Origin of the sequence: Pseudomonas eucalypticola (genome assembly GCF_013374995.1) — a bacterium.
Classification (GTDB): domain Bacteria; phylum Pseudomonadota; class Gammaproteobacteria; order Pseudomonadales; family Pseudomonadaceae; genus Aquipseudomonas; species Aquipseudomonas eucalypticola.
The window spans coordinates 5,557,980-5,578,839 of sequence record NZ_CP056030.1; the positions used below are offsets into that span (position 1 = coordinate 5,557,980).

Below are 20,860 nucleotides of genomic sequence, written 5' to 3' on the forward strand. Positions count from 1 at the left end.
GCGACACTGCGCCACATCCGCGTCAGGAGGAACAGCGGTGACATCGCTCGCCATTGATCTTGCGCAACTGCGCCTGCAAGTGCAGCGACCAGATCTGCGGGTCACCCGCTACCTGGTAGCCGTGCAAGGTCAAGCTGTCGACGATGGCGTCCATCACCGATTCGGCGACGGTAGGGCCGGGGAACGGCCCTTGGGACTTGATGGCGGAAGGTTGTTCGCCTGCCATGCCAGCGGCGAAAAGCAGGGTCCACATGCCGCTGTCACCGGCCAGTGGGCGTATGCTGCATTCGATTCGGGTCACCAGACCCAGGCATTGACGCGTAAGGCTGAGGTTGCGCGGCATGACGTCGCTCCTCAATAAAACACTGCTTCAGCCTTCAGTGGAAGACTGTTTCAATCCAGCGACCCGTGGCTATCCATGCCCTGAGGATAGAAGAAATCCACCGCTGGCAATGTGCGACTGCCTGGTCAGGCGCCGAATGGTCATCCGGCGCCCTCCCCGCTTCAGGCTGGCTTGACCTCGGCCAACTCGGCCTCGGCATGCTCCTTCTCTGCCTCCTTGAGGTCTTCCTCGCTGATCATTTCGGCGATTTCACGCAGACGCTCCACCACCCGGGCGTTGACGCTACCCTCGGGGAACTGGCCATCGGCGTCCGGCGCACCCGCGTCCTCGCCTACCAGCAAGCTCAGGGCCTCGTCGGCCTGGCGCACCGCGTACACGTGGAACTGGCCGGCGCGGACAGCCTGCAGCACCTTCTCGTCCAGCATCAGGGTGGCGACGTTGGCGTGGGGAATGATCGCCCCCTGCTCACCGGTCAGGCCGCGCGCTTCGCACAGGCGGAAGAAGCCTTCGATCTTCTCGTTGACCCCGCCCACCGCCTGCACTTCACCAAACTGGTTGATGGAGCCCGTGATGGCGAAGCATTGTTTGAGCGGCGTGCGCGACAGCGCCGAGATCAGCGTGCAGGCCTCGCCCAGCGACGCGCTGTCACCGTCCACGTAGCCGTAGGACTGCTCCAGGGCGATACTCGCCGAAATCGCCAGCGGGAACTCCTGGGCATAGCGGCTACCCAGGTAACCGGTGAGGATCATGACGCCTTTGGAGTGAATCGGCTGGCCCAGGTTGACCTCACGCTCGATGTCGACGATGCCGCTGCCGCCCGGGTACACCGTGGCGGAAATGCGCGCCGGCACGCCGAAGGCCGAATCCCCGACTTCCAGCACCGTCAGGCCGTTGCACTTGCCCACGGCAGCGCCGTCGGTGTCGATCAGAATGATGCCGGCCAGCATGTCGTCCAGGATGCGCGCCGACACCCGGCCGGTGCGCGTGGCCTTGGCCCTGAGGGCACGGTCGATATGGCCGGCGTCGGTCATCTCGTCGTTGGCCAGGTGGCGAATGAAGTCTGCCTCGCTCACCAACTGAAACAGGTCACCGATGCGCGCCGACAGGCGCCCCTGGTGCTCGGCCAGCCGCGCGCTGTAGGTCGCCAGGCGCGCCACCGCGTCGGCGGTCAGCGGTGCCATGCCCTCTTCCGAGGTGCGGGTCTTGAGCAACTGCGCGAACTGCTCAAGGCTCTCGTCGACCATGGGGATGTCTTCATCGAAGTCCACCAGCACCCGGAACATCTCCTGGAAGTCCGGGTCGGCGTCCTGCAGGGCGTAATACAACTGCCGCGAACCGATGATCACCACCTTGACCTGCAAGGGAATCATCTGCGGCGTCAGGGTGACGGTGGCCAGGCGGCCGTACTCGCCCAGCGGTGACTCCATCTTCAGCTTGCGCGATTGCAGGGCGCGCTTGAGCGCATCCCATACGAAAGGCTCGCCCAGCATCTTCTCGGCTTCCAGAATCAGGAAACCGCCGTTGGCGCGGTGCAACGCCCCCGGTCGCAGTTGCCGGTAGGTGGTGTACAGCGCGCCCTGGTCGGTGCTGTATTCGATGCGGCCGAACAGGTTGTCATAGGTGGGGTGCGGTTCGAACACCACGGGTGCGCCACCACTGTTGGGGTGGCCCACCACCAGGCTCGGGGCATATTGCTCTTCGAGCAGTTTGCGAGCCTGGGCATCGGTCTTGCTGTCGTCCACCAGTTGCTCGACCACGGTTTTCAGCAGGTACACCTGCATGGCTTGCAGGTAGGCGCACACCGCGGCGTTCTCGGCGTATTTTTCCGACAGCGGCGCCAGCAGAGGCTGCAAGGCCAGGGTAATGGTTTCTTCGTTCAGCTGGCGCAGCTGGTTGCCGGACTCGCGCTTCCACTGCGGCAGGCTGGCCAGCTCCTCGTTGAGGCGTTCTTCCAGGTCGGAGATGTCCTGGTGAAAGCGGTCACGGTCGGCTTCAGGCAGTTGCGCGAACTCGGCCTCGTCCAAGGCCTTGCCATCGAGCATGGGCGTAAAGGCGATGTTGCTGCTGTCACGGTACAGCGCCACGTCCTTTTCCAGCGACAGGCGCTCGATGACGTCCAGGGCACGGTCGTAGCGCTGGTTGAAGGCGCGGTCGATGCCACTCTTCTTCTGCTGGTAGGACGGGTGCTCGAACACCGCTGGGAAGGTGGAGAGCAGGTTGTCGATCAGCCCGCCGATGTCGGCGATGAAGGCGCCGGCGGTGCCCGGTGGCAGCTCCAGCGCGCGCGGCTCGCGAGGCTCGTCGAAATTGTTGACGTACACCCAGTCCGGCGGGGTCTGCAGACGCTTGCCCTCAGCCTTGAGGTAGCGTTTGACGAACGAGAAGCGGCCGGTGCCCGGCTCACCCATGACGAATACGTTGTAGCCAGGGCGTGGCATGGCCACACCAAATTGCAGCGCCTCGACTGCGCGCTCCTGGCCAAGCACACCGCGAAAGGGCTCCAGATCATTGGTGGTGGAGAAGCTGAACTGTTCAGCGGAAAACGGACGGGTCAGCGCTTCTGGCGCAAGACGCAGGCTGGCAGCAACAGGATCAGGCATCGGGCATCCTTACTTCGGCGGGGCAGATGACGGCATTCTGGCGCTGAAAAGCTTCAAGCTGCAAGCGCTTGCGGAAGTTGATCGCTGATGATGGGAGCCCCCCTGTGGGACCGGGCGAAGCTCGGGAAGCGAACAACAGGGTGCAACTGAAGGTTCGGGGGGTGCTTCACGAGCTCCGCCCGGTCCCACAGGTCATCATTGTGTGCAAATTGCCAGTTTTTCAGTGGAACCAGTAAACCCCGCCTAAACTCCAAACTGCGTCCTGGAGCGAAGCAGTGCCAGGCAATCCTGAACCCTTGGTTTTGCACCTTACAAAGAGAACAAAGCTATGAAACGGATTCTTCTGGGTACGCTGTTCACCGTTGTCTCGCTCAACGCCATGGCCCAGGCCCCTGGCGGTCCGGACTGCGGTTGGGGGAACATGTTGTTCGCGGGCCAGCGCGGCACACCGGCTCACTTCCTGGCATCCACCACCAACGGCACCTCGGGTAACGCCACCTTCGGCATGACCTCGGGCACCAACGGTTGCTCCACCAATGCGGCACTGACCTACGGCGGCAAGTCGTGGATCGCCATGAACGGCATGATGAACGAGCTCTCCGAAGACATGGCCAAGGGCCAAGGCGAAGCGCTGACCACCTACGCGGTGGTACTGGGCGTGGCGCCTCAAGACCGAGCCTACTTCGAATCCGTCACCCACCAGCACTTCCAGGACATCTTCAAGACCGCCAATGTGACGGCCGACGATGTTCACGCCAACACCATGAACGTGCTCAAAACCGACCCTCGCCTGGCCAAATACGCCGTCGAGGCCTAAGCTCGAACCGCCCGCCCCTCGGGGCGGGATTTCACGCCACCCCGGCACGCCGTTTCGTCCACCTGACTTAGTTGCCAACGATGCTCAAACGCCTTGCTTACCTGGCGCTCTGTGTGTGCGCCCCGTTGCATGCCGCCCCTCACGTGGATCCATCCCGAATCACTACCCTGGCAGCCGACCCGTACTGGCTTGCCCTGGGCCATTACACGCCCGCCAAATTCGGCGGCTGGCGCAGCTACGTCGATGACCCGCGTTTCTTCCTGGCCCGCGACGGCGCCCACCACCCCGACCAGGAACTGGCCGCCACCGTCGACGCCCTGTATGCGCCGGCGAACAAGGGCGACCTGCATGCCCAGTGCGTGTTCCCCGCGCGTACCCGCTGGCTGCGCGCGCAGCTGGGCCTGCAAGACCTGCCCACGCCCGACTGCGGCGACTTTCACCGCTGGTACAAGGACATCTCGCCCTACCACACCGTGCTGGTGTTCCCGGCGGCCTACCTCAACAGCCCCTCGTCCATGTTCGGGCACACACTGTTGCGTATCGACCAGGCGCAGGCAAGCCAGGACAAGACCGCGCTGTTGAGTTCGGCGATCAACTTCGGTGCCTACATCGAAGGCAACGACAACAGCATCCTGTATGCCTGGAAAGGCCTGGCCGGTGGCTACCCCGGCATGTTCTCGCTGGTGCCTTACCAGCAGAAACTGGCCGAGTACGGCAGCCTGGAGAACCGCGACCTGTGGGAATACCACCTGGACCTGACACCCGAGGAAACCGGGCGCATGGTGGAGCATGTGTGGGAACTCAAGCAGATACGCTTCGACTACTTCTTCTTCGACGAAAACTGCTCGTATCGCTTGCTGGAGTTGCTGCAGGTGGCCCGCCCCAGCCTGCGCCTGACCTCGCAATTCCCGTTGACGGCGATTCCCACCGACACGGTAAAAGCCGTGAAGCAGGCAGGCATGGTGGGCGAGATCGACTACCGCCCCTCCCGCGAGCGGGAACTGCTGGCCCGCGCCAAGCCACTGGACGCCGATGAGCAGCAATGGGTGCTCAAGGTGGCCGAAGACACCACGCAGCTGCAAAGCCCCGGTTTCAAGGCGCTGGCCGCTGACCGCCGGGCGCTGGTCCTGGATGCCGCGTACCGCCTCGAGCGCTACCGCGCCACTGGCCAGGAGCGCGATGCTGGCCGTACCCAGCGCAGCTATCAACTGCTCCGTGCCATCAGCCAGAACCCGCCGCCGCCCCTGAACGTGGAACGCCCCGGCCTGCCGGAAGACGGCCACGATTCGCGCACCTGGCAAGTGGGTGTGGGCAGCCGCGACGGCAAGGCCTTCGGCGAATACGGCCTGCGCATGGCCTATCACGACCTCAACGACAACGCCCAGGGTTTCCCCCTGGGTGCGCAGATCGAAATCCTCAACATGAAGCTGCGCCAGTACGAGGGCAACCACTGGCAGGTACAGCGCCTGGACCTGGCCACCATCCGCTCCATGACCCCGCGCAACGCGTTGCTGCAACCCTGGTCCTGGCAGGTCACTGGCGGCCTGGAACGCGTGCTGGGCAAACACGGCGACGAAACCCTGGTCAGCCATGTCAACGGCGGCGCCGGCGGCACCTGGCAATTGGGGGACGATACCCTGGCCTTCGCGTTGGGCACGGTACGGGTAGAACACAACAACGACTTCTCGGCCATGCTCTCACCCGCCGCCGGCTTCGACAGCGGCCTGCTGTGGAAAAACCGACTGGGCAACCTGCGCCTGGAAGCCCAGGGCGACTACTTCCTCAACGGCGAAGTACGTCGCACCCTGAGCCTCAACCAGCAATGGGAGCTGTCACGCAACCTGGGCCTACGCCTGAGCGCTCAGCGCGACTTCAGCGAACTCACCGGGCCGCGTAACGAGGTGATGCTGGAGGTGAAGTGGTACCACTACTGACAATTCCATCACACGGGTTTGACGCGGCCGCGACTAAATCGAACCTAGACTTGACTCATGGGTCCACCCTTTAACCGTCGCTGTTTCCAGACGGGTGCGGTGGGCATGGATCGGGAGTCGAATCATGTGGCGCTGGGCGGTGGTGAGTGTGATGGTGGTGTTGGTGGGTTGCCAGTCGACCCATGAGCAAATGATCAGCCAGGGCTACCCGCCCGCGTACGCCGACGGGTTCAAGGATGGCTGCGGCAGTGGGCGCGAAGCGGCCGGCGTGAATGGCCAGTTCCAGAAGAACGTGCCCCGCTATCTGCATGAAAAGTTGTATGCCACAGGCTGGGATGACGGCTTCCGCCAATGCCAGGCCAGCGCGGCGGCGCAGCCGAACCAGAGCGACTGGAGCGTGCAGCACGGTGATGACCGTGAGCGCGCCTGGCAGCAGCAGAAGACCCAGGGTGAAGGCCGCGCTTATCACCCTTGAATTGCGTCGTTCTTTTCCCGAGCTTCGCCCGGTCCCACCGCGTTTCCCTGCGGGACTGAGCAAGGGTCGGGAAGACGGCAACGCTGAACCAAAAGGAGTACCCGTGAGTCGAGCCTTCGTCAACGAGGACCATGCCCAGCCCACCCAGGCTGCGGAGCGACGGGTCAGTGACCAGCCCAATTACGTCACCCCCCAGGGCCTGGCCTTGCTGAAGGCCCGCCTGCGCGACCTGCAAGGCCCTGGCGACGACCCCCAACGCCTGGCCGATCTGCACTACTTCGCCCAGCGGGTGCAGAGCGCGCAGGTGGTCAACGCCACGGACAATGGCAAGGTGCAGATTGGCAGTTGGGTGACCTTTGCCGATACCCAGGGCGAGGAACAGCGGGTGTGCCTGGTGGGTGAAGATGAAGCGGATGCGACCCAGGGGCGGATCAATTGGGGCTCGCCACTGGGTACCGCATTGCTCGGCGCCCGCGTGGGGGATGAGGTGGTGTGGCGCCGGCCTGTGGGTGACCTGGCTATCGAGATCGTCGAAATCGACCTGGGTTGACCGCAGGCCAAGAAAAACGGGGCCCGAAGGCCCCGTTCCTGTTACGCCAGTTTCTTGTGGCGTACCCGGTGCGGCTGGGCCGCTGCGTCGCCGAGGCGTTTTTTGCGGTCGGCTTCGTATTCGGTGTAGTTGCCTTCGAAGAACACGGCCTGCGAATCATCCTCGTACGCCAGGATGTGGGTCGCCACGCGGTCCAGGAACCACCGGTCGTGAGAGATCACAATGGCGGCGCCCGGGAAGTCCAGCAGGGCTTCTTCCAGGGAACGCAGGGTTTCAACGTCAAGGTCGTTGGACGGTTCGTCGAGCAGCAGGACGTTGCCGCCCTCTTTCAAGGTCAGGGCCAGGTGCAGGCGGCCGCGCTCACCACCGGACAGGTCCTTGACGAACTTCTGCTGGTCGCCGCCCTTGAAGTTGAAACGGCCAACGTAGGTGCGCGACGGGATCTCGTAGTTGCCGATGCGGATGTTGTCCGAACCGTCGGAGATCTGCTGGAACACGGTCTTGCTGCCGTCCAGGTCGTCACGGCTCTGGTCCACGCACGCCAGTTGCACGGTTTCACCGATCTCGATGCTGCCCGAATCCGGCTGTTCCTTGCCCATCAGCATGCGGAACAGGGTCGACTTACCGGCGCCGTTACCGCCGATCACGCCGACGATGGCGCCTTTGGGCATGGCGAACGACAGGTTGTCGATCAGCACGCGGTCGCCGTAGCCCTTGCTGACGTTCTTGAACTCGATGACCTTGTCACCCAGGCGCGGGCCGGCCGGGATGTAGATCTCGTTGGTTTCCGAACGCTTCTGGAATTCCTGAGACTGCATTTCCTCGAAGCGCTGCAGACGCGCCTTGGATTTCGACTGGCGGGCCTTGGCGCCTTTGCGCACCCATTCCAGCTCTTCCTTCATGGCCTTTTCATGGGCCGACTGCTGCTTGGACTCCTGGGCCAGACGGTCGGACTTGGCCTCCAGCCAACCAGAGTAGTTACCCTCGTAAGGAATACCCGCGCCACGGTCCAGTTCCAGGATCCAGCCAGCGACGTTGTCCAGGAAGTAACGGTCGTGCGTGATCGCGACCACGGTACCCGGGAAGTCGTGCAGGAAGTGCTCCAGCCAGGCGACGGAATCGGCGTCCAGGTGGTTGGTCGGTTCGTCGAGCAGCAGCATGTCAGGGGCCGACAGCAGCAGGCGGCACAGGGCCACGCGGCGCTTTTCACCACCGGACAGGTGTTCCACCTTGGCGTCCCAGGCCGGCAAACGCAAGGCGTCGGCCGCCACTTCCAGCTGGCGCTCCAGGTTGTGGCCATCGCTGGCCTGAATGATGGCTTCGAGCTTGGCCTGCTCGGCGGCCAGCTTGTCGAAATCGGCATCCGGGTCGGCGTAGGCGGCATACACTTCATCAAGGCGCGCCTGGGCGTCCTTGATCACGCTGACCGCCTCTTCCACCACTTCACGCACGGTCTTGGCCGGGTCAAGTTGTGGCTCCTGCGGCAGATAACCCACGTTGAGTTCGGGCATCGGGCGCGCTTCGCCGTCGAATTCCTTGTCGACGCCGGCCATGATTTTCAGCAGGGTGGATTTACCCGAGCCGTTGAGGCCCAGCACGCCGATCTTGGCGCCGGGGAAGAACGACAAGGAGATGTTTTTGAGAATTTCCCGCTTCGGCGGCACAACTTTGCTCAGCCGATGCATGGTGTAGACGTATTGGGCCATGAGAAACCTGGTAACAGTAGACAGATGAAGAATCCGCGAGAAGGCCAAAGCTACCGGAATGCGCGAAGCAGGGCAAACAACCGACAAGCAGTGCTGGCACATAGCCATAAAACAAGGCATGCTAGCCGCCCTTCGGGCGTCCAGCTTATAGTGCGCGCTGTTAACGGCCTGGGCCCCCTTTGCACCCCACTGCAACGGCCCCTGCCGGCCACCTGCCACAGCCAGCCAGACCGCAGGATCACAGCTTGACCAACTTCACTCAACCGTCATCCCTGCGCTCCCCGGTCACTGCGGCTGGCGAACCGACGCGCGGTACCCTGAAGAGCGCCCTGGCCTTGCTGGCCCTGCTGTTGCTGACGCTGCTGGTGTGGCAGTTGCTCGACCAGTTCAAGCACACTATTGCCGACCAACGGCAACGTACCGTGGAGTACACCAGTGTGCTGGGCGAGCACCTGAGCCTGAACATGGCGCTGGTTGGCCAGCAGGCCCTGTACCGCGTCACGCGCGGCGAAGCCCAGACACCCCAGGCCATTCAGGCACTGCTGCAACCCCACCTGCCGGAACTGCGCAGCGTGGCGCGGCTGGACAGCCAGGGCAACGTCCTGGCCGACACGCTGGCCCAGCAACCTCTCTTCGACGTTCCTGCCCTGGTCAAGCGCAGCCAGGGAGAGGCCTTTCATTTCAGCCAGAGTGATGACGGCCAGCAGGTGTACCTGTTGTTGTCCGCCAGTGAACGGGCGAGCGACGGGTATTGGCTGCTGCGCCTGGACACCGCCCTGTATGCCGGTCTGACCCACCGGGTCGATCCCAGCGCCCCGCCCCGCTGGCTGCTGGAAAGCCGTGACCAAGGCCAGGTGCTGCGCCGTGACCCACGCTGCGCGGCCACGGGCCCGGCCCTGACCAGCCAGGAACAACAACAGAGCGTGGCCACTGTGCCATTGCCCAACACCGACTGGCAGTTGCGAACCCTGTTCGACCAGCACGACGCCCAGTTGCAATTGCTGCCGGCGCTAATCGGCAAATTCCTGCTGCTGGGTGCCTGTTCGCTGCTGCCGATGCTGGCCCTGTTGAACCTGCGCCGTCGTCAGCGCCAGTTGCATGAGGGGCGTCGCCGCTACCACGATATTTTCGAAGGCACCGGCGTGGCCCTCTGCGTGCTGGACCTGCGCGGCCTGCAAGACCTGCTGGGGGAAAATGCCATCGGTGACCGGGCCGCCCTGGATGCCTGGCTGGCCGCCCACCCGGATGACCGGCCGCGCCTGCTGCAACAACTGCGCATCACCGAAGTGAACCAGATGGCGCTGGGCCTGCTCAACGTCGCTGACAGCCAGGGCGCGTGGCAGCGCCTGTTCGGCAGTGACCGCCTGGCCGGCAACAGTGTGGGCCGGCAGTTGCTCGACACCCTGCTCGACGACCGGCAAGAGCTGGAAACCGAGATGCGCATCAGCGACCGCCTGGGCCAGGACCAGTACCTGTGGCTGACCCTGCGCCTGCCCCAGGCCACCGCCGACCATGGCTCAGTGATCCTGAGCATCAACGACATCACCAGCCGCAAGAGCGTGGAGCTGTCGCTGGTGGAGCGCGAGGGTTTCTGGTCGGACGTGGTACGCACCGTTCCCGACCACCTGTACGTGCAGGACGTGCTCACCCAGCGCATGCTCTACAGCAACCACCACCTGGGCCAGACCCTGGGCTTCAGCAAGGCCGAACTGGCGCAGATGGGCGAGTATTTCTGGGAGATCCTGCTGCACCCCGAAGACGCCGGCGACTACCAGCGCATGCGCCTGGCCCGACGCCAGGACACCGAACTTGAAATGCAGCAATGCCAGTTGCGCTTCAAGCACAGGCAAGGCCACTGGCTGCGTTTCGACATTCGCGAGCAGGCCCTGGCCCGCGACGGCGAAGGCCGGGTGACACGTATCATCGGTGTGGCCAAGGACATCACCGAGCAGATCGAGGCCAGCGAATCACTGCGTGACAGTGAACAGCGTTACCGCATGCTGGCCGAAAGCATCAGCGACGTGATCTTTTCCACCGACAGCCAACTGGCGCTCAACTACGTCAGCCCATCGGTGCAGGCCGTGCTGGGCTACGACGTGAAGTGGATCTTCGACAACGGCTGGCAGTCCACCATCGCCAACCCTCAGCAGTTGACCGGCATCTACCAGTTGATCGAACAGGTCAGCCAGGTACTGGACAACCCCGAGGCGCTGGCCGAACTGCGCAACGAATTGCCCACCCAACTGTACGTATTCGATTGCCTGCGCGGTGACGGCCGCAAGGTGCCCATCGAGATGCGCCTGGTGCTGGTGTGGGACGATAACAACACTTTCGAAGGCATTCTGGGCGTGGCCCGCGACATCAGCCAGCAGCGCCGCGCCGAGAAAGACCTGCGCATGGCCGCCACGGTATTCGAGCATTCCACGTCGGCGATCCTGATCACCGACCCGGCCGGCTATATCGTGCAGGCCAACGAGGCTTTCAGCCGCGTCAGCGGCTACGCGGTGGCCGAAGTGCTTGACCAGTTACCGACCATGCTCACCGTCGACACCGAGCAACAAGCGCACCTGAGCTATGTGCTCAAGCAGCTGCACAGCCGCGGCACCTGGGAAGGCGAGGTGTGGCTCAAGCGCCGCAACGGTGAACATTACCCGGCCTGGGTGGGCATCACGGCAGTGTTCGACGATGAGGGCGACCTAGCCAGCTACGTGTGCTTCTTCAGCGACATCAGCGAGCGCAAGGCTAGCGAACAGCGCATTCACCGCCTGGCCTATTACGACGCCCTGACCCACCTGCCCAACCGCACGCTGTTCCAGGACCGCCTGTTCAACGCCTTGCAGACCGCCGAACGACAGAAGTCGTGGGTGGTGCTGATGTTCCTGGACCTGGACCGTTTCAAACCGATCAACGACTCCCTGGGCCACGCCGCCGGCGACCGCATGCTCAAGGACATGGCCACGCGCCTGCTGGCCTGTGTCGACGACGAAGACACCGTGGCGCGCATGGGCGGCGACGAGTTCACCTTGCTGCTGCAACCGCGCAATACCCGCGAAGCGGCCCTGAACCGCGCCATCCATGTGGCCGAGCAGATCCTGGCCAGCCTGGTACGGCCGTTCGTGCTGGAAAACCGCGAGTTCTTCGTCACCGCCAGTATCGGTATCGCCCTCAGCCCTCAGGACGGCAACGAGCTGAGCCAGTTGATGAAGAACGCCGACACGGCCATGTACCACGCCAAGGAACGCGGCAAGAACAACTTCCAGTTCTACCAGGCCGACATGAACGCCAGCGCCCTGGAGCGCCTGGAACTGGAAAGCGACCTGCGCCACGCCCTGGAGCAGAAAGAGTTCATCCTCTACTACCAGCCGCAGTTCAGCGGCGACGGCAAGCGCCTGACCGGGGCCGAAGCGTTATTGCGCTGGCGCCACCCGCGCCGTGGCCTGGTGCCGCCAGGCGACTTCATCCCGGTGCTCGAAGAACTGGGCCTGGTGGTGGACGTCGGCGACTGGGTGCTGACCGAGGCGTGCCGCCAACTGCGCGCCTGGCACCAGGCCAAGGTGCGGGTGCCCAAGGTGTCAGTGAACATCTCGGCACGGCAATTCTCCGACGGCCAGTTGGGCACGCGCATCGCCAATATTCTCAAGGAAACCGGGCTGCCGCCCGCGTGCCTGGAGCTCGAGCTGACCGAAAGTATCCTGATGCGCGAAGTGAACGAGGCCATGCAGATCCTCGACAGCCTGAAATTCCTGGGGCTGAGCATCGCCGTGGATGACTTCGGCACCGGCTATTCGTCGCTCAACTACCTCAAGCAGTTCCCCATCGACGTGCTGAAAATCGACCGCACCTTCGTCGACGGCCTGCCCGAAGGCGAACAGGACGCCCAGATCGCCCGTGCCATCATCGCCATGGCCCACAGCCTGAACCTGGCGGTGATCGCCGAGGGCGTGGAAACCCATGAGCAGTTGGACTTCCTGCGCGAGCACGGTTGCGACGAAGTGCAGGGCTACCTGTTCGGCCGGCCCATGCAGGCCAGCCGCTTCGAGGCGCAGTTCAGCAACGACGCCCTGTTCATGTTCGATTGAGCGCGGGCCCTTCTGCACACGCTGCATGAGGCCCGCTCGTCAACGCAATGACTGCCTTTCATATGCCAGATAAAACCCGATGGGGTAGAATGCGCGCCTGATCACCTTTTTCCCTGCCCGATCCTTGAGGACCGCCATGTTCAGCCGTGATTTGACCCTTGCCAAGTACGACGCCGATCTCTTTGCCGCCATGGAGCAAGAAGCTCAGCGCCAGGAAGAGCACATCGAGCTGATCGCCTCGGAGAACTACACCAGCCCAGCCGTCATGGAAGCCCAAGGCTCGGTGCTGACCAACAAGTACGCCGAAGGCTACCCAGGCAAGCGCTACTATGGCGGCTGCGAGTACGTCGACGTGGTCGAGCAACTGGCCATCGACCGTGCCAAGGAACTGTTCGGTGCCGACTACGCCAACGTCCAGCCACACGCCGGTTCCCAGGCCAACGCCGCGGTCTACCTGGCCCTGCTGCAAGCCGGTGACACCATCCTGGGCATGAGCCTGGCCCACGGCGGCCACCTGACCCACGGCGCCAGCGTTTCCTCGTCGGGCAAGCTGTACAACGCCGTTCAATACGGCATCGACGCCAACGGCCTGATCGACTACGACGAAGTCGAGCGCCTGGCGGTCGAGCACAAGCCGAAGATGGTCGTGGCCGGTTTCTCTGCCTACTCGCAAGTGCTGGACTTCGCCCGCTTCCGCGAAATCGCCGACAAGGTCGGTGCCTACCTGTTCGTCGACATGGCCCACGTGGCCGGTCTGGTCGCCGCTGGCGTCTACCCGAACCCGGTGCCATTCGCCGACGTGGTCACCACCACTACCCACAAGACCCTGCGCGGCCCACGTGGCGGCCTGATCCTGGCACGCGCCAACGCCGACATCGAGAAGAAGCTGAACTCGGCCGTGTTCCCGGGCGCCCAGGGCGGCCCGCTGGAGCACGTCATCGCCGCCAAGGCCGTGTGCTTCAAGGAAGCGCTGCAGCCTGAGTTCAAGGCCTACCAGCAACAAGTGGTGAAAAACGCCCAGGCCATGGCCAGCGTGTTCATCGAGCGCGGCTTCGACGTCGTGTCGGGCGGTACTCAGAACCACCTGTTCCTGCTGTCGCTGATCAAGCAGGAAATCTCCGGTAAAGACGCCGATGCCGCCCTGGGCAAAGCGTTCATCACCGTGAACAAGAACTCGGTGCCTAACGACCCACGTTCGCCGTTCGTGACCTCGGGCCTGCGCTTCGGCACCCCGGCCGTCACCACTCGTGGCTTCAAGGAAGCAGAGTGCAAGGAACTGGCTGGCTGGATCTGCGACATCCTGGCCGACCTGAACAACGAAGCGGTAATCGACGCCGTTCGCGAGAAGGTCAAGGCCGTGTGCGCCAAGCTGCCGGTATACGGCAACTGATCGCCAAGCCTTGATGTGAGAAGCCCGGCTCTGTGAGCCGGGTTTTTTTATGCCTGGGGATAGGCGGTGCCTGCTTCCCGATCACCTGTGGGACCGGGCGAAGCTCGGGAAGCAAGCGATGCGGTTCTCAGCGAACGCGGATGATGCGCCCCGCTGGCGAACCAGCCCCCGCGTTCGGCTGCTGCGCCAGGTACCCCAGCAACGCATCCAGGTCGATCATGCGGCTATCCTCGCGCTGCGTCCCCTGCTGGAACACCGAAAACCGGTCGCCGCCGCCCGACAGAAAGCTGTTCATCACCACCCGGTAGGTCTGCTCCAGCCGCACCGGCTTGCCATCCAGCACCAGGCTGCCTGGCACCACCCTGTTATCCGCCCAGCGATAACTGAACCCCCTGGACACCTGCAACGGGTTGAAGCCAGCGCCCTGCCACTGCTGGTTCAGCACCTGCTGCAACTGCGCGCCCGTCAGGTTCATCAATACCAGGGTGTTGTTGAACGGCTGCACGCTGGCGACCTGGGCATACGTGAGCTGGGTCTGCCCCGGTGCCAGGATCAGGTGGTTGCGGATGCCGCCCTGGTTGGTGAAGGCGATCTGTGCGCCAAACGTGCGGGTCATGGCCAATTGGGCATCGGTGATCAGGTCACCCAGGGGTGACTCGCCGTTGGCATCGGCCGCGGCACTGATGGCAGGGGCGCCGGGCGTGCCGACAGGGCGCAGCAGCACCGTATTGCTGCGCGCCTCCACCTGTTGCTGCAACGCCGCCATCCTGGCGTCCGGGTGATACTTGCGCGGGTCGGCCAGCAGGTTCTGTGCCTCGATGGCGGTGACCTGGTGGGTACCCGGGGTCACCTCAAGGGTCAGATGGGTCAGCAGGTGGCCGTAGGAACTGCCCTGGGTTACCAGCAGGTTGCCCACCTTGCACAGGTATCCCTGGTGCGAGTGCGCCGAAATCAACACATCCACCGCCGGGTCCAGGCGCTGGGCCACATCGACGATATCGCCTTGCAAGCGGCTACAGTTCGGCTTGTCGTAGGGCTCCGGGGTATTGCCGCCCTGGTGCACCACGGCGACGATGGCATTGACGCCCTGGGCCTTGAGCTGGGGGATCACGGCATTGATGGCGTCCGCTTCATCGGTAGCCTTCAGGCCCTGCATGCCTTTGGCGCTGACCACCTTGGCCACGTCATGCAGCACTGCCCCGACGAAGGCTACTTTCACGCCGTGCACCGTCTCTATGTGGTAAGCCGGCAGCAACGGCTGGCCGGTGTCGGTATCGATCAGGTTGGCCGCCAGGTAGGGGAAGCCGCCACCAGGAAAATCGGCCTGGAACCGGCAGGCCTTGTCAGGCCGCGAAGACTGGCAGCCACCGTTGGCCTGGCGCAGGAACTCGGCCTTGCCGTTGTCCAGTTCGTGGTTGCCGATGGTGCTGAACTTCAGGCCCATGCCGCGCAGGGCCAGCAAGGTCGGCTCATCGGCCCACATGGCCGACAGCGGCGGGCTGGCGCCTACCAGGTCGCCGGCGCCGATGAACAGCAGTTGCGGGTCTTGCTTGCGCAACTGGTCCAGCATGCCGCCCAGGGTGGCGATACCGCCCGCCTCTACCCGTTGAACGCTGCCGTTGGCGTCCTTGTAGGCATAGCCGTTGGCCTGCAGGTACCCGTGCAGGTCGTTGATGGCAACGATGTTCACCGCCACCGGTCTGGGCGGGGCCGATGCACAGCCAGCGAGGGCCAGCGCCAGTGTCAGGGCTGCGGTTTTAAACACTCGGTACATCGCACTCTCCTTGAGTTCTCCGGCTGTTTGGCAGCTCACTGGCAAGCCAGCGCCCACACGCCAACGGCGTCAGGTCAGGGCTTCGAAGCCTTCGCGAATCCTGGCCTCAGGCAGGTCATCGGCGATGAACACCATCACGCTCTCACGCGCCTCGCCCTCGGCCCATTCGGTGTCCCAGTCAAAGCCATACAGCTTCAACACGCCCTGGAACACCAGGCGCCGATCTTCCCCGGCGATGCTCAGCACGCCCTTGTAGCGCAGCAACTGCCGCCCATGGTCCTCCAGCAACTGGTTCATGAAGTCGCTGAGGCGGTCGATATCCAGCGGCTTGTCGGTGCGCAACACCATGCTGGATATGCGGTCGACGCTGGCTGCTGCTACCACCGGCCGCAAGCTCAGGCTGCCATTGAGGTTGAAACCGCGCACATCCAGCAGCTCGGCCAGGTCGATACGCCCATGTTCCACCACGCGTACCGGTGCACGGCGGTTGATGCGGGTCAGACGCTGGCTCAGGGCTTCGAAGGCTTGGGGCGTGACCAGGTCGGTCTTGCTCACCAGCAGCCGGTCGGCAAAGCCTACCTGGGCCTGGGCGATGGTCTCGGCCAGGTGCACGTCGGCGTTGGCGGCGTCCACCAGGGTGATGATGCCGTCCAGGATATAGCGCTCGCGCAGCTCTTCCTCGATGAAAAAGGTCTGCGCCACCGGGGCCGGGTCCGCCAGGCCGGTGCATTCGATCACCAGGCGGTCGAACGCGATCTCGCCACTGTCCAGGCGCTCCAGCAGCAGGTACAGGGCCTTGGTCAGGTCGGTGTGAATGGTGCAGCACACACAGCCGTTGGCCAGGGTCATGACCTGCACCGGGGCATCGCCGAGCAGCTGGGTGTCGATGCCAGCGTCACTGAACTCGTTCTCGATGACCGCGAGCTTCAGGCCGTGTTCGGCCTTGAGCAGGTGGCGCAGCAAGGTGGTCTTGCCAGCGCCCAGGAAGCCGCTGAGGATGGTGACGGGGATGGGGGAAGACAACATCGATTCTCCAGGTTTCAAGCCTTCCCATGCAGGACCGGGCGAAGCTCGGGAAACAGGCGACGCGGTGTACCAGAGGGTATCGCAGCGTCTGTTTCCCGAGCTTCGCCCGGTCCCGGAGGGGTCAGCAGGTAAAGTCCTTAACTCAACAACACTTCGGCCCGCCCTTGCCGCCGTAGCGGGCCTCCTGGCGTTCGCGGAAGAACGCCTCGTAGTCCATCACCGGCTTGTCCGGGTGCTTGGTCTGCATGTGCTCTACGTAGTTGTCGTAGTCGGGCATGCCTACCATCAGGCGGGCGGCCTGCCCCAGGTATTTGCCAAGCCGGCTCAGGTCATTGAACATGTCTGCCTACCTCGTTGGTCACGCACCAGGCACCGCCTGGAAAGGTGCTTCCTTGTCGGTACGCTCCTTCTTGCCCCACGCGGCGATGCTGACCTTGATGGCATACACCAGGATCGCGAACACCACGAACAGGAACAGCCCGGTCAGTGTCGCATTGGTGTAGGCATTGAAGATCACGTGTTGCATCTGGTTGATGTCCTTGGCCGGGGCAATCACTTGCCCGGCGTCCAGCGCGGCGCTGTATTTCTTCGCCAGGGCCAGGAAACCCACCGCCGGGTTAGCGTCGAACAGCTTGATGAAGCCGGCCGTCGTGGTGCACACCAGCAACCACACCGCCGGAATCAACGGTACCCAGATGTAGCGCTGGCGCTTCATCTTGATCAGCACCACCACGCCCAGCATCAGCGCGATGCCGGCCAGCATCTGGTTGGAAATACCGAACAGCGGCCACAGGGTGTTGATGCCGCCCAGCGGGTCGACCACGCCCTGATACAGCAGGTAGCCCCACAACGCCACGCAACCCGCCGTGCCGATGATGTTGGCCGTCCACGACTCAGTGCGCTTGAGCGCTGGCACGAACGAGCCCAGCAAGTCCTGCAGCATGAAGCGCCCGGCACGGGTCCCGGCGTCTACCGCCGTGAGGATGAACAGCGCCTCGAACAGGATCGCGAAGTGGTACCAGAACGCCATGGTGTTCTCACCCGGCAGCACGTGGTGCAGGATCTGCGCGATCCCCACGGCCAGGGTCGGCGCACCACCGGCGCGGGCCAGAATGGTGTTCTCACCAATGTCATGGGCCACGGCCTGCAGGGCATCCGGAGTAATGGCAAAGCCCCAGTTGCTGACCGCGGTCGCTACCGCTACCACGTCAGTCCCCACCACGGCGGGCGGGCTGTTCATGGCGAAGTACACACCCGGTTCGATCACCGACGCGGCAACCATGGCCATGATGGCCACGAACGACTCCATCAGCATGCCGCCGTAACCGATGTAGCGCGCGTTGACCTCGTTATCCAGCAGCTTGGGCGTGGTGCCCGAGGAGATCAGCGCGTGGAAGCCCGACACCGCGCCACAGGCGATGGTGATGAACAGGAACGGGAACAGCCCGCCCTTCCACACCGGGCCGGTGCCGTCGATGAACTGGGTCAGGGCCGGCATTTTCAGCAGCGGCGTGGTGATCAGAATGCCGATCGCCAGGGCGATGATGGTGCCGATCTTCAGGAAGGTCGACAGGTAGTCACGCGGCGCCAGCACCAGCCATACCGGCAGTACCGCCGAGACCGCGCCATAGCCGATCAGCATCCAGGTGATCTGGATACCGGTGAAGCTGAACGCCTTGTTCCACTGCGGGTCTGCGGCGATCTGGCCCCCCAGCCAGATGGAGCCCAGCAGCAACAGCACGCCGATGATCGAGATCTCACCGATGCGGCCCGGGCGGATATAGCGCATGTACACGCCCATGAACATCGCGATGGGGATGGTCGCCATCACCGTGAACATGCCCCATGGGCTGTCGGCCAGGGCCTTGACCACGATCAGCGCCAGCACCGCCAGGATGATGATCATGATCAGGAAGCAGCCGAACAGGGCGATGGTGCCTGGAATGCGGCCCATCTCCTCGCGCACCATGTCGCCCAGCGAACGACCGTTGCGGCGGGTGGACATGAACAGCACCAGGAAGTCCTGCACGGCACCAGCCAGCACCACGCCGGCGATCAGCCACAGGGTGCCCGGCAGGTACCCCATCTGCGCGGCCAGTACCGGGCCCACCAATGGGCCGGCGCCAGCGATGGCGGCAAAGTGGTGACCGAAAAGAATATGTTTGTTGGTCGGCACATAGTCCAGACCGTCGTTGTTGAGCACGGCCGGCGTAGCGCGGCGCGGGTCCAGTTGCATCACGGTGTTGGCGATGAAAAGGCTGTAGTAACGATAGGCAACGAGGTAAATCGCCACCGCCGCGACCACAATCCACAGTGCGTTGACCGCTTCGCCACGGCGCAATGCCACGACGCCGAGGGCGCACGCTCCTAGTGCTGCCACCACTAGCCATGGCAGATGGCGCAGCAGACCATTGTTGTTGTTCATTTTTTTTATTCCAACCAAGTGGATACGAAAGTCAGCCCTGCGAGTCTAGCGGCACTCGTGGGAAAGACCACCCCCCACGTTGGTCTAGAGCCTTCTTTTACAGGATGACTGTCATTTTTATCCGCCCTTGGCTGGCACTTGGCAAGTACCAGCAGACCAGTGAACACCGCGGCCAAAAGCCGGTCGCACTAAGTAAGCCCACCGCACAGGTAACGCCCCATGCCCAAGGCTCCGTTTCCACCGCCGCTGCTGTACCTGACCTTCATCGCCGTAGCCATCGCCCTGAGCTACGCCCTGCCCTTGCCCATCCCGGACACCAGCTGGACCCGGGCCACAGGGGCGGCCCTGATCATTCTCGGCCAGGGCCTGTCGTTCTGGGCCATGCTGCGCTTTCGCCGCCAGCACACCACCGCCAGCAACTTCGACACCCCCGACCAGTTGCTGCAAAGCGGCCCCTTCGCGGTGTCCCGCAACCCGGTGAACCTGGGCGACACCCTGAGCTATTGCGGCATCGGCGTGTTGCTGAGCAGCGTCTGGCCCTGGCTGCTGCTACCCGCCTTGATCGCCATCATGAACCGCGCCGTCATCCGCCCCGACGAGGCACAACTGGAGCGCACCTTTGGCGACGCCTATCGTCAGTATTGTCGACGGGTTCGAAGATGGCTTTGAGACACTAGGCTATAGTCACTGGAATCGCAGAGGGCCGCACCCATGACCGATAGCCACGACGACCGCCGCCGTTTCAAGCGCGTCGCCTTCGACGCCAAAACCGAAATCAGCCAGGGCGACCGTACCTGGCCGGCGAAACTGATCGACCTGTCCCTGCGCGGCGCCCTGATCGACCGCCCGACGGACTGGGAAGCCGCCGACCTCGAGAAGCATTTCCTGATCAAGATTCACCTCACCGACCTGATCGAAGTGCGCATGGATGCGGAGCTGCGTCATGAAGAGCGTGGGCATCTGGGGTTTGCATGCCTGCACATTGGGCTGGAGGATATTGGCCATTTGCGGCGGATCATTGAGTTGAATCTGGGGGATATGGAGGAGTTGGAGCGGGAGTTGGGGGCATTGGTGGAGGTTTGAGGGAGCGCGCTAATGCGTCGTACCTTTACCCCAGAGTTCAAGCGCGAGGCTGCGTGCCTGGTGCTCGACCAAGGCTACAGCCATACCGAAGCAGCCCGATCGCTTGGGCTGGTTGAGTCGGCCTTGCGTCGTTGGGTGAACCAGCTCTAGCAGGAACGCGGCGGTGTCAGGGTGTCAGATCAAGTCGAGACCTCTACAGATAACGCAACACTGCACATGGCCGCTGTTAGATAAACAATCCTATTGGTTAGGATTGGTAATCATCAAACTCCCAGGCAAATATCTTTCCCAGCTTTATCACGATAGTTTCCCAGCTATCCCCCTCGCAGCGACTCACATACTCATGAATCAATCCATTAATAGTCGAAAAATCATATTCTCGAACAATTAATAGACCTCTCCCCCAATGAGGCTCCTACATTGTCTCTTCCAACCACTTTGGAGTGCAGATGAAAAGTTCAAAATCATCTGCCCCTTGCGTACTGTCAAGCCCAATTCGAATACGAAGACTTAAAGAAAAATTGTATACATTCTCAGGGACGTAGATCTCGACATCAAAAAAATCATTAGAAATACTTTTTATAACAGCACGCATCATTCCTCCTAGTCAGCCACATTCAGATGGCCGTTACTTACTTTTACGCGCTGACCTGTCACC

The 20,860-nt window shown here is 63.1% G+C and carries 15 protein-coding genes and 2 pseudogenes; 9 read left to right on the forward strand and 8 right to left on the reverse strand.

Going from position 1 to position 20,860, the window contains the following annotated elements; genetic code table 11:
* Positions 1-22: 22 nt before the first annotated feature.
* Positions 23-343 (reverse strand): PA4575 family protein, encoded by a 321-nt coding sequence (locus HWQ56_RS24870; protein WP_158153828.1) that lies wholly within the window; start codon positions 341-343, stop codon positions 23-25.
* A gap of 161 nt (positions 344-504) precedes the next feature.
* Positions 505-2,943 carry a Lon protease family protein gene (locus HWQ56_RS24875; protein WP_176571996.1) on the reverse strand — a complete coding sequence of 813 codons (2,439 nt, stop codon included), beginning with the start codon at positions 2,941-2,943 and terminating at the stop codon, positions 505-507.
* Between the two features lie 328 nt (positions 2,944-3,271).
* Between HWQ56_RS24875 and HWQ56_RS24880 the strand changes: the two genes are divergently transcribed.
* The 4 genes from HWQ56_RS24880 (at position 3,272) to HWQ56_RS24895 (ending at position 6,719) form a co-directional block, all read left to right on the forward strand.
* Positions 3,272-3,760, forward strand: a complete 489-nt coding sequence (locus HWQ56_RS24880) for a DUF3015 domain-containing protein (protein ID WP_158153830.1) — start codon at positions 3,272-3,274, stop codon at positions 3,758-3,760.
* A gap of 80 nt (positions 3,761-3,840) precedes the next feature.
* A complete protein-coding gene (locus HWQ56_RS24885) occupies positions 3,841-5,694 on the forward strand; it encodes an Lnb N-terminal periplasmic domain-containing protein (protein WP_176571997.1) in 1,854 nt (617 codons plus the stop codon).
* Positions 5,695-5,818: 124 nt separating this feature from the next.
* A complete protein-coding gene (locus HWQ56_RS24890) occupies positions 5,819-6,169 on the forward strand; it encodes a hypothetical protein (RefSeq protein ID WP_158153832.1) in 351 nt (116 codons plus the stop codon).
* Positions 6,170-6,272: 103 nt separating this feature from the next.
* On the forward strand, positions 6,273-6,719 hold the full coding sequence (locus tag HWQ56_RS24895; RefSeq protein ID WP_158153833.1) for a GreA/GreB family elongation factor: 447 nt from the start codon (positions 6,273-6,275) through the stop codon (positions 6,717-6,719).
* A gap of 41 nt (positions 6,720-6,760) precedes the next feature.
* On the opposite strand, the gene ettA is transcribed toward HWQ56_RS24895, so the two are convergent.
* The gene (gene ettA / locus HWQ56_RS24900; protein WP_158153834.1) at positions 6,761-8,425 is read right to left on the reverse strand and encodes an energy-dependent translational throttle protein EttA; all 1,665 of its coding nucleotides are present in this window, start codon (positions 8,423-8,425) and stop codon (positions 6,761-6,763) included.
* Positions 8,426-8,670: 245 nt separating this feature from the next.
* Here ettA and HWQ56_RS24905 point away from each other — a divergent pair, with 245 nt between their 5' ends.
* Positions 8,671-12,504 (forward strand): sensor domain-containing protein, encoded by a 3,834-nt coding sequence (locus HWQ56_RS24905; protein WP_158153835.1) that lies wholly within the window; start codon positions 8,671-8,673, stop codon positions 12,502-12,504.
* A gap of 136 nt (positions 12,505-12,640) precedes the next feature.
* Entirely contained in the window at positions 12,641-13,894 is a 1,254-nt protein-coding gene (gene glyA, locus HWQ56_RS24910) for a serine hydroxymethyltransferase (protein ID WP_158153836.1), read from the forward strand.
* A 127-nt stretch (positions 13,895-14,021) separates the two neighbouring features.
* On the opposite strand, the gene HWQ56_RS24915 is transcribed toward glyA, so the two are convergent.
* The 4 genes from HWQ56_RS24915 to HWQ56_RS24930 form a co-directional block, all read right to left on the reverse strand.
* Positions 14,022-15,668, reverse strand: coding sequence for a bifunctional metallophosphatase/5'-nucleotidase (locus tag HWQ56_RS24915; protein ID WP_176571998.1), 1,647 nt, complete (start codon positions 15,666-15,668; stop codon positions 14,022-14,024).
* A 69-nt stretch (positions 15,669-15,737) separates the two neighbouring features.
* Complete coding sequence (yjiA, locus tag HWQ56_RS24920; protein ID WP_425331919.1) at positions 15,738-16,694, reverse strand: GTPase; 957 nt, start codon at positions 16,692-16,694, stop codon at positions 15,738-15,740.
* Positions 16,695-16,836: 142 nt separating this feature from the next.
* On the reverse strand, positions 16,837-17,034 hold the full coding sequence (locus HWQ56_RS24925; protein ID WP_008371622.1) for a YbdD/YjiX family protein: 198 nt from the start codon (positions 17,032-17,034) through the stop codon (positions 16,837-16,839).
* 18 nt (positions 17,035-17,052) lie between these two features.
* A complete protein-coding gene (locus HWQ56_RS24930; protein ID WP_176571999.1) occupies positions 17,053-19,119 on the reverse strand; it encodes a carbon starvation CstA family protein in 2,067 nt (688 codons plus the stop codon).
* A gap of 219 nt (positions 19,120-19,338) precedes the next feature.
* Here HWQ56_RS24930 and HWQ56_RS24935 point away from each other — a divergent pair, with 219 nt between their 5' ends.
* The 3 genes and pseudogenes from HWQ56_RS24935 to HWQ56_RS24945 all read left to right on the forward strand — a co-directional run.
* On the forward strand, positions 19,339-19,788 hold the full coding sequence (locus HWQ56_RS24935; protein WP_158153839.1) for a methyltransferase family protein: 450 nt from the start codon (positions 19,339-19,341) through the stop codon (positions 19,786-19,788).
* A 42-nt stretch (positions 19,789-19,830) separates the two neighbouring features.
* Entirely contained in the window at positions 19,831-20,202 is a 372-nt protein-coding gene (locus tag HWQ56_RS24940; RefSeq protein WP_176572000.1) for a PilZ domain-containing protein, read from the forward strand.
* Positions 20,203-20,214: 12 nt separating this feature from the next.
* Positions 20,215-20,349: pseudogene (locus tag HWQ56_RS24945) on the forward strand (transposase); the annotation flags it as partial.
* 100 nt (positions 20,350-20,449) lie between these two features.
* Here the strand turns inward: HWQ56_RS24945 and HWQ56_RS24950 are convergent.
* Positions 20,450-20,800: pseudogene (locus HWQ56_RS24950) on the reverse strand (immunity 8 family protein).
* Positions 20,801-20,860 lie beyond the last annotated feature (60 nt).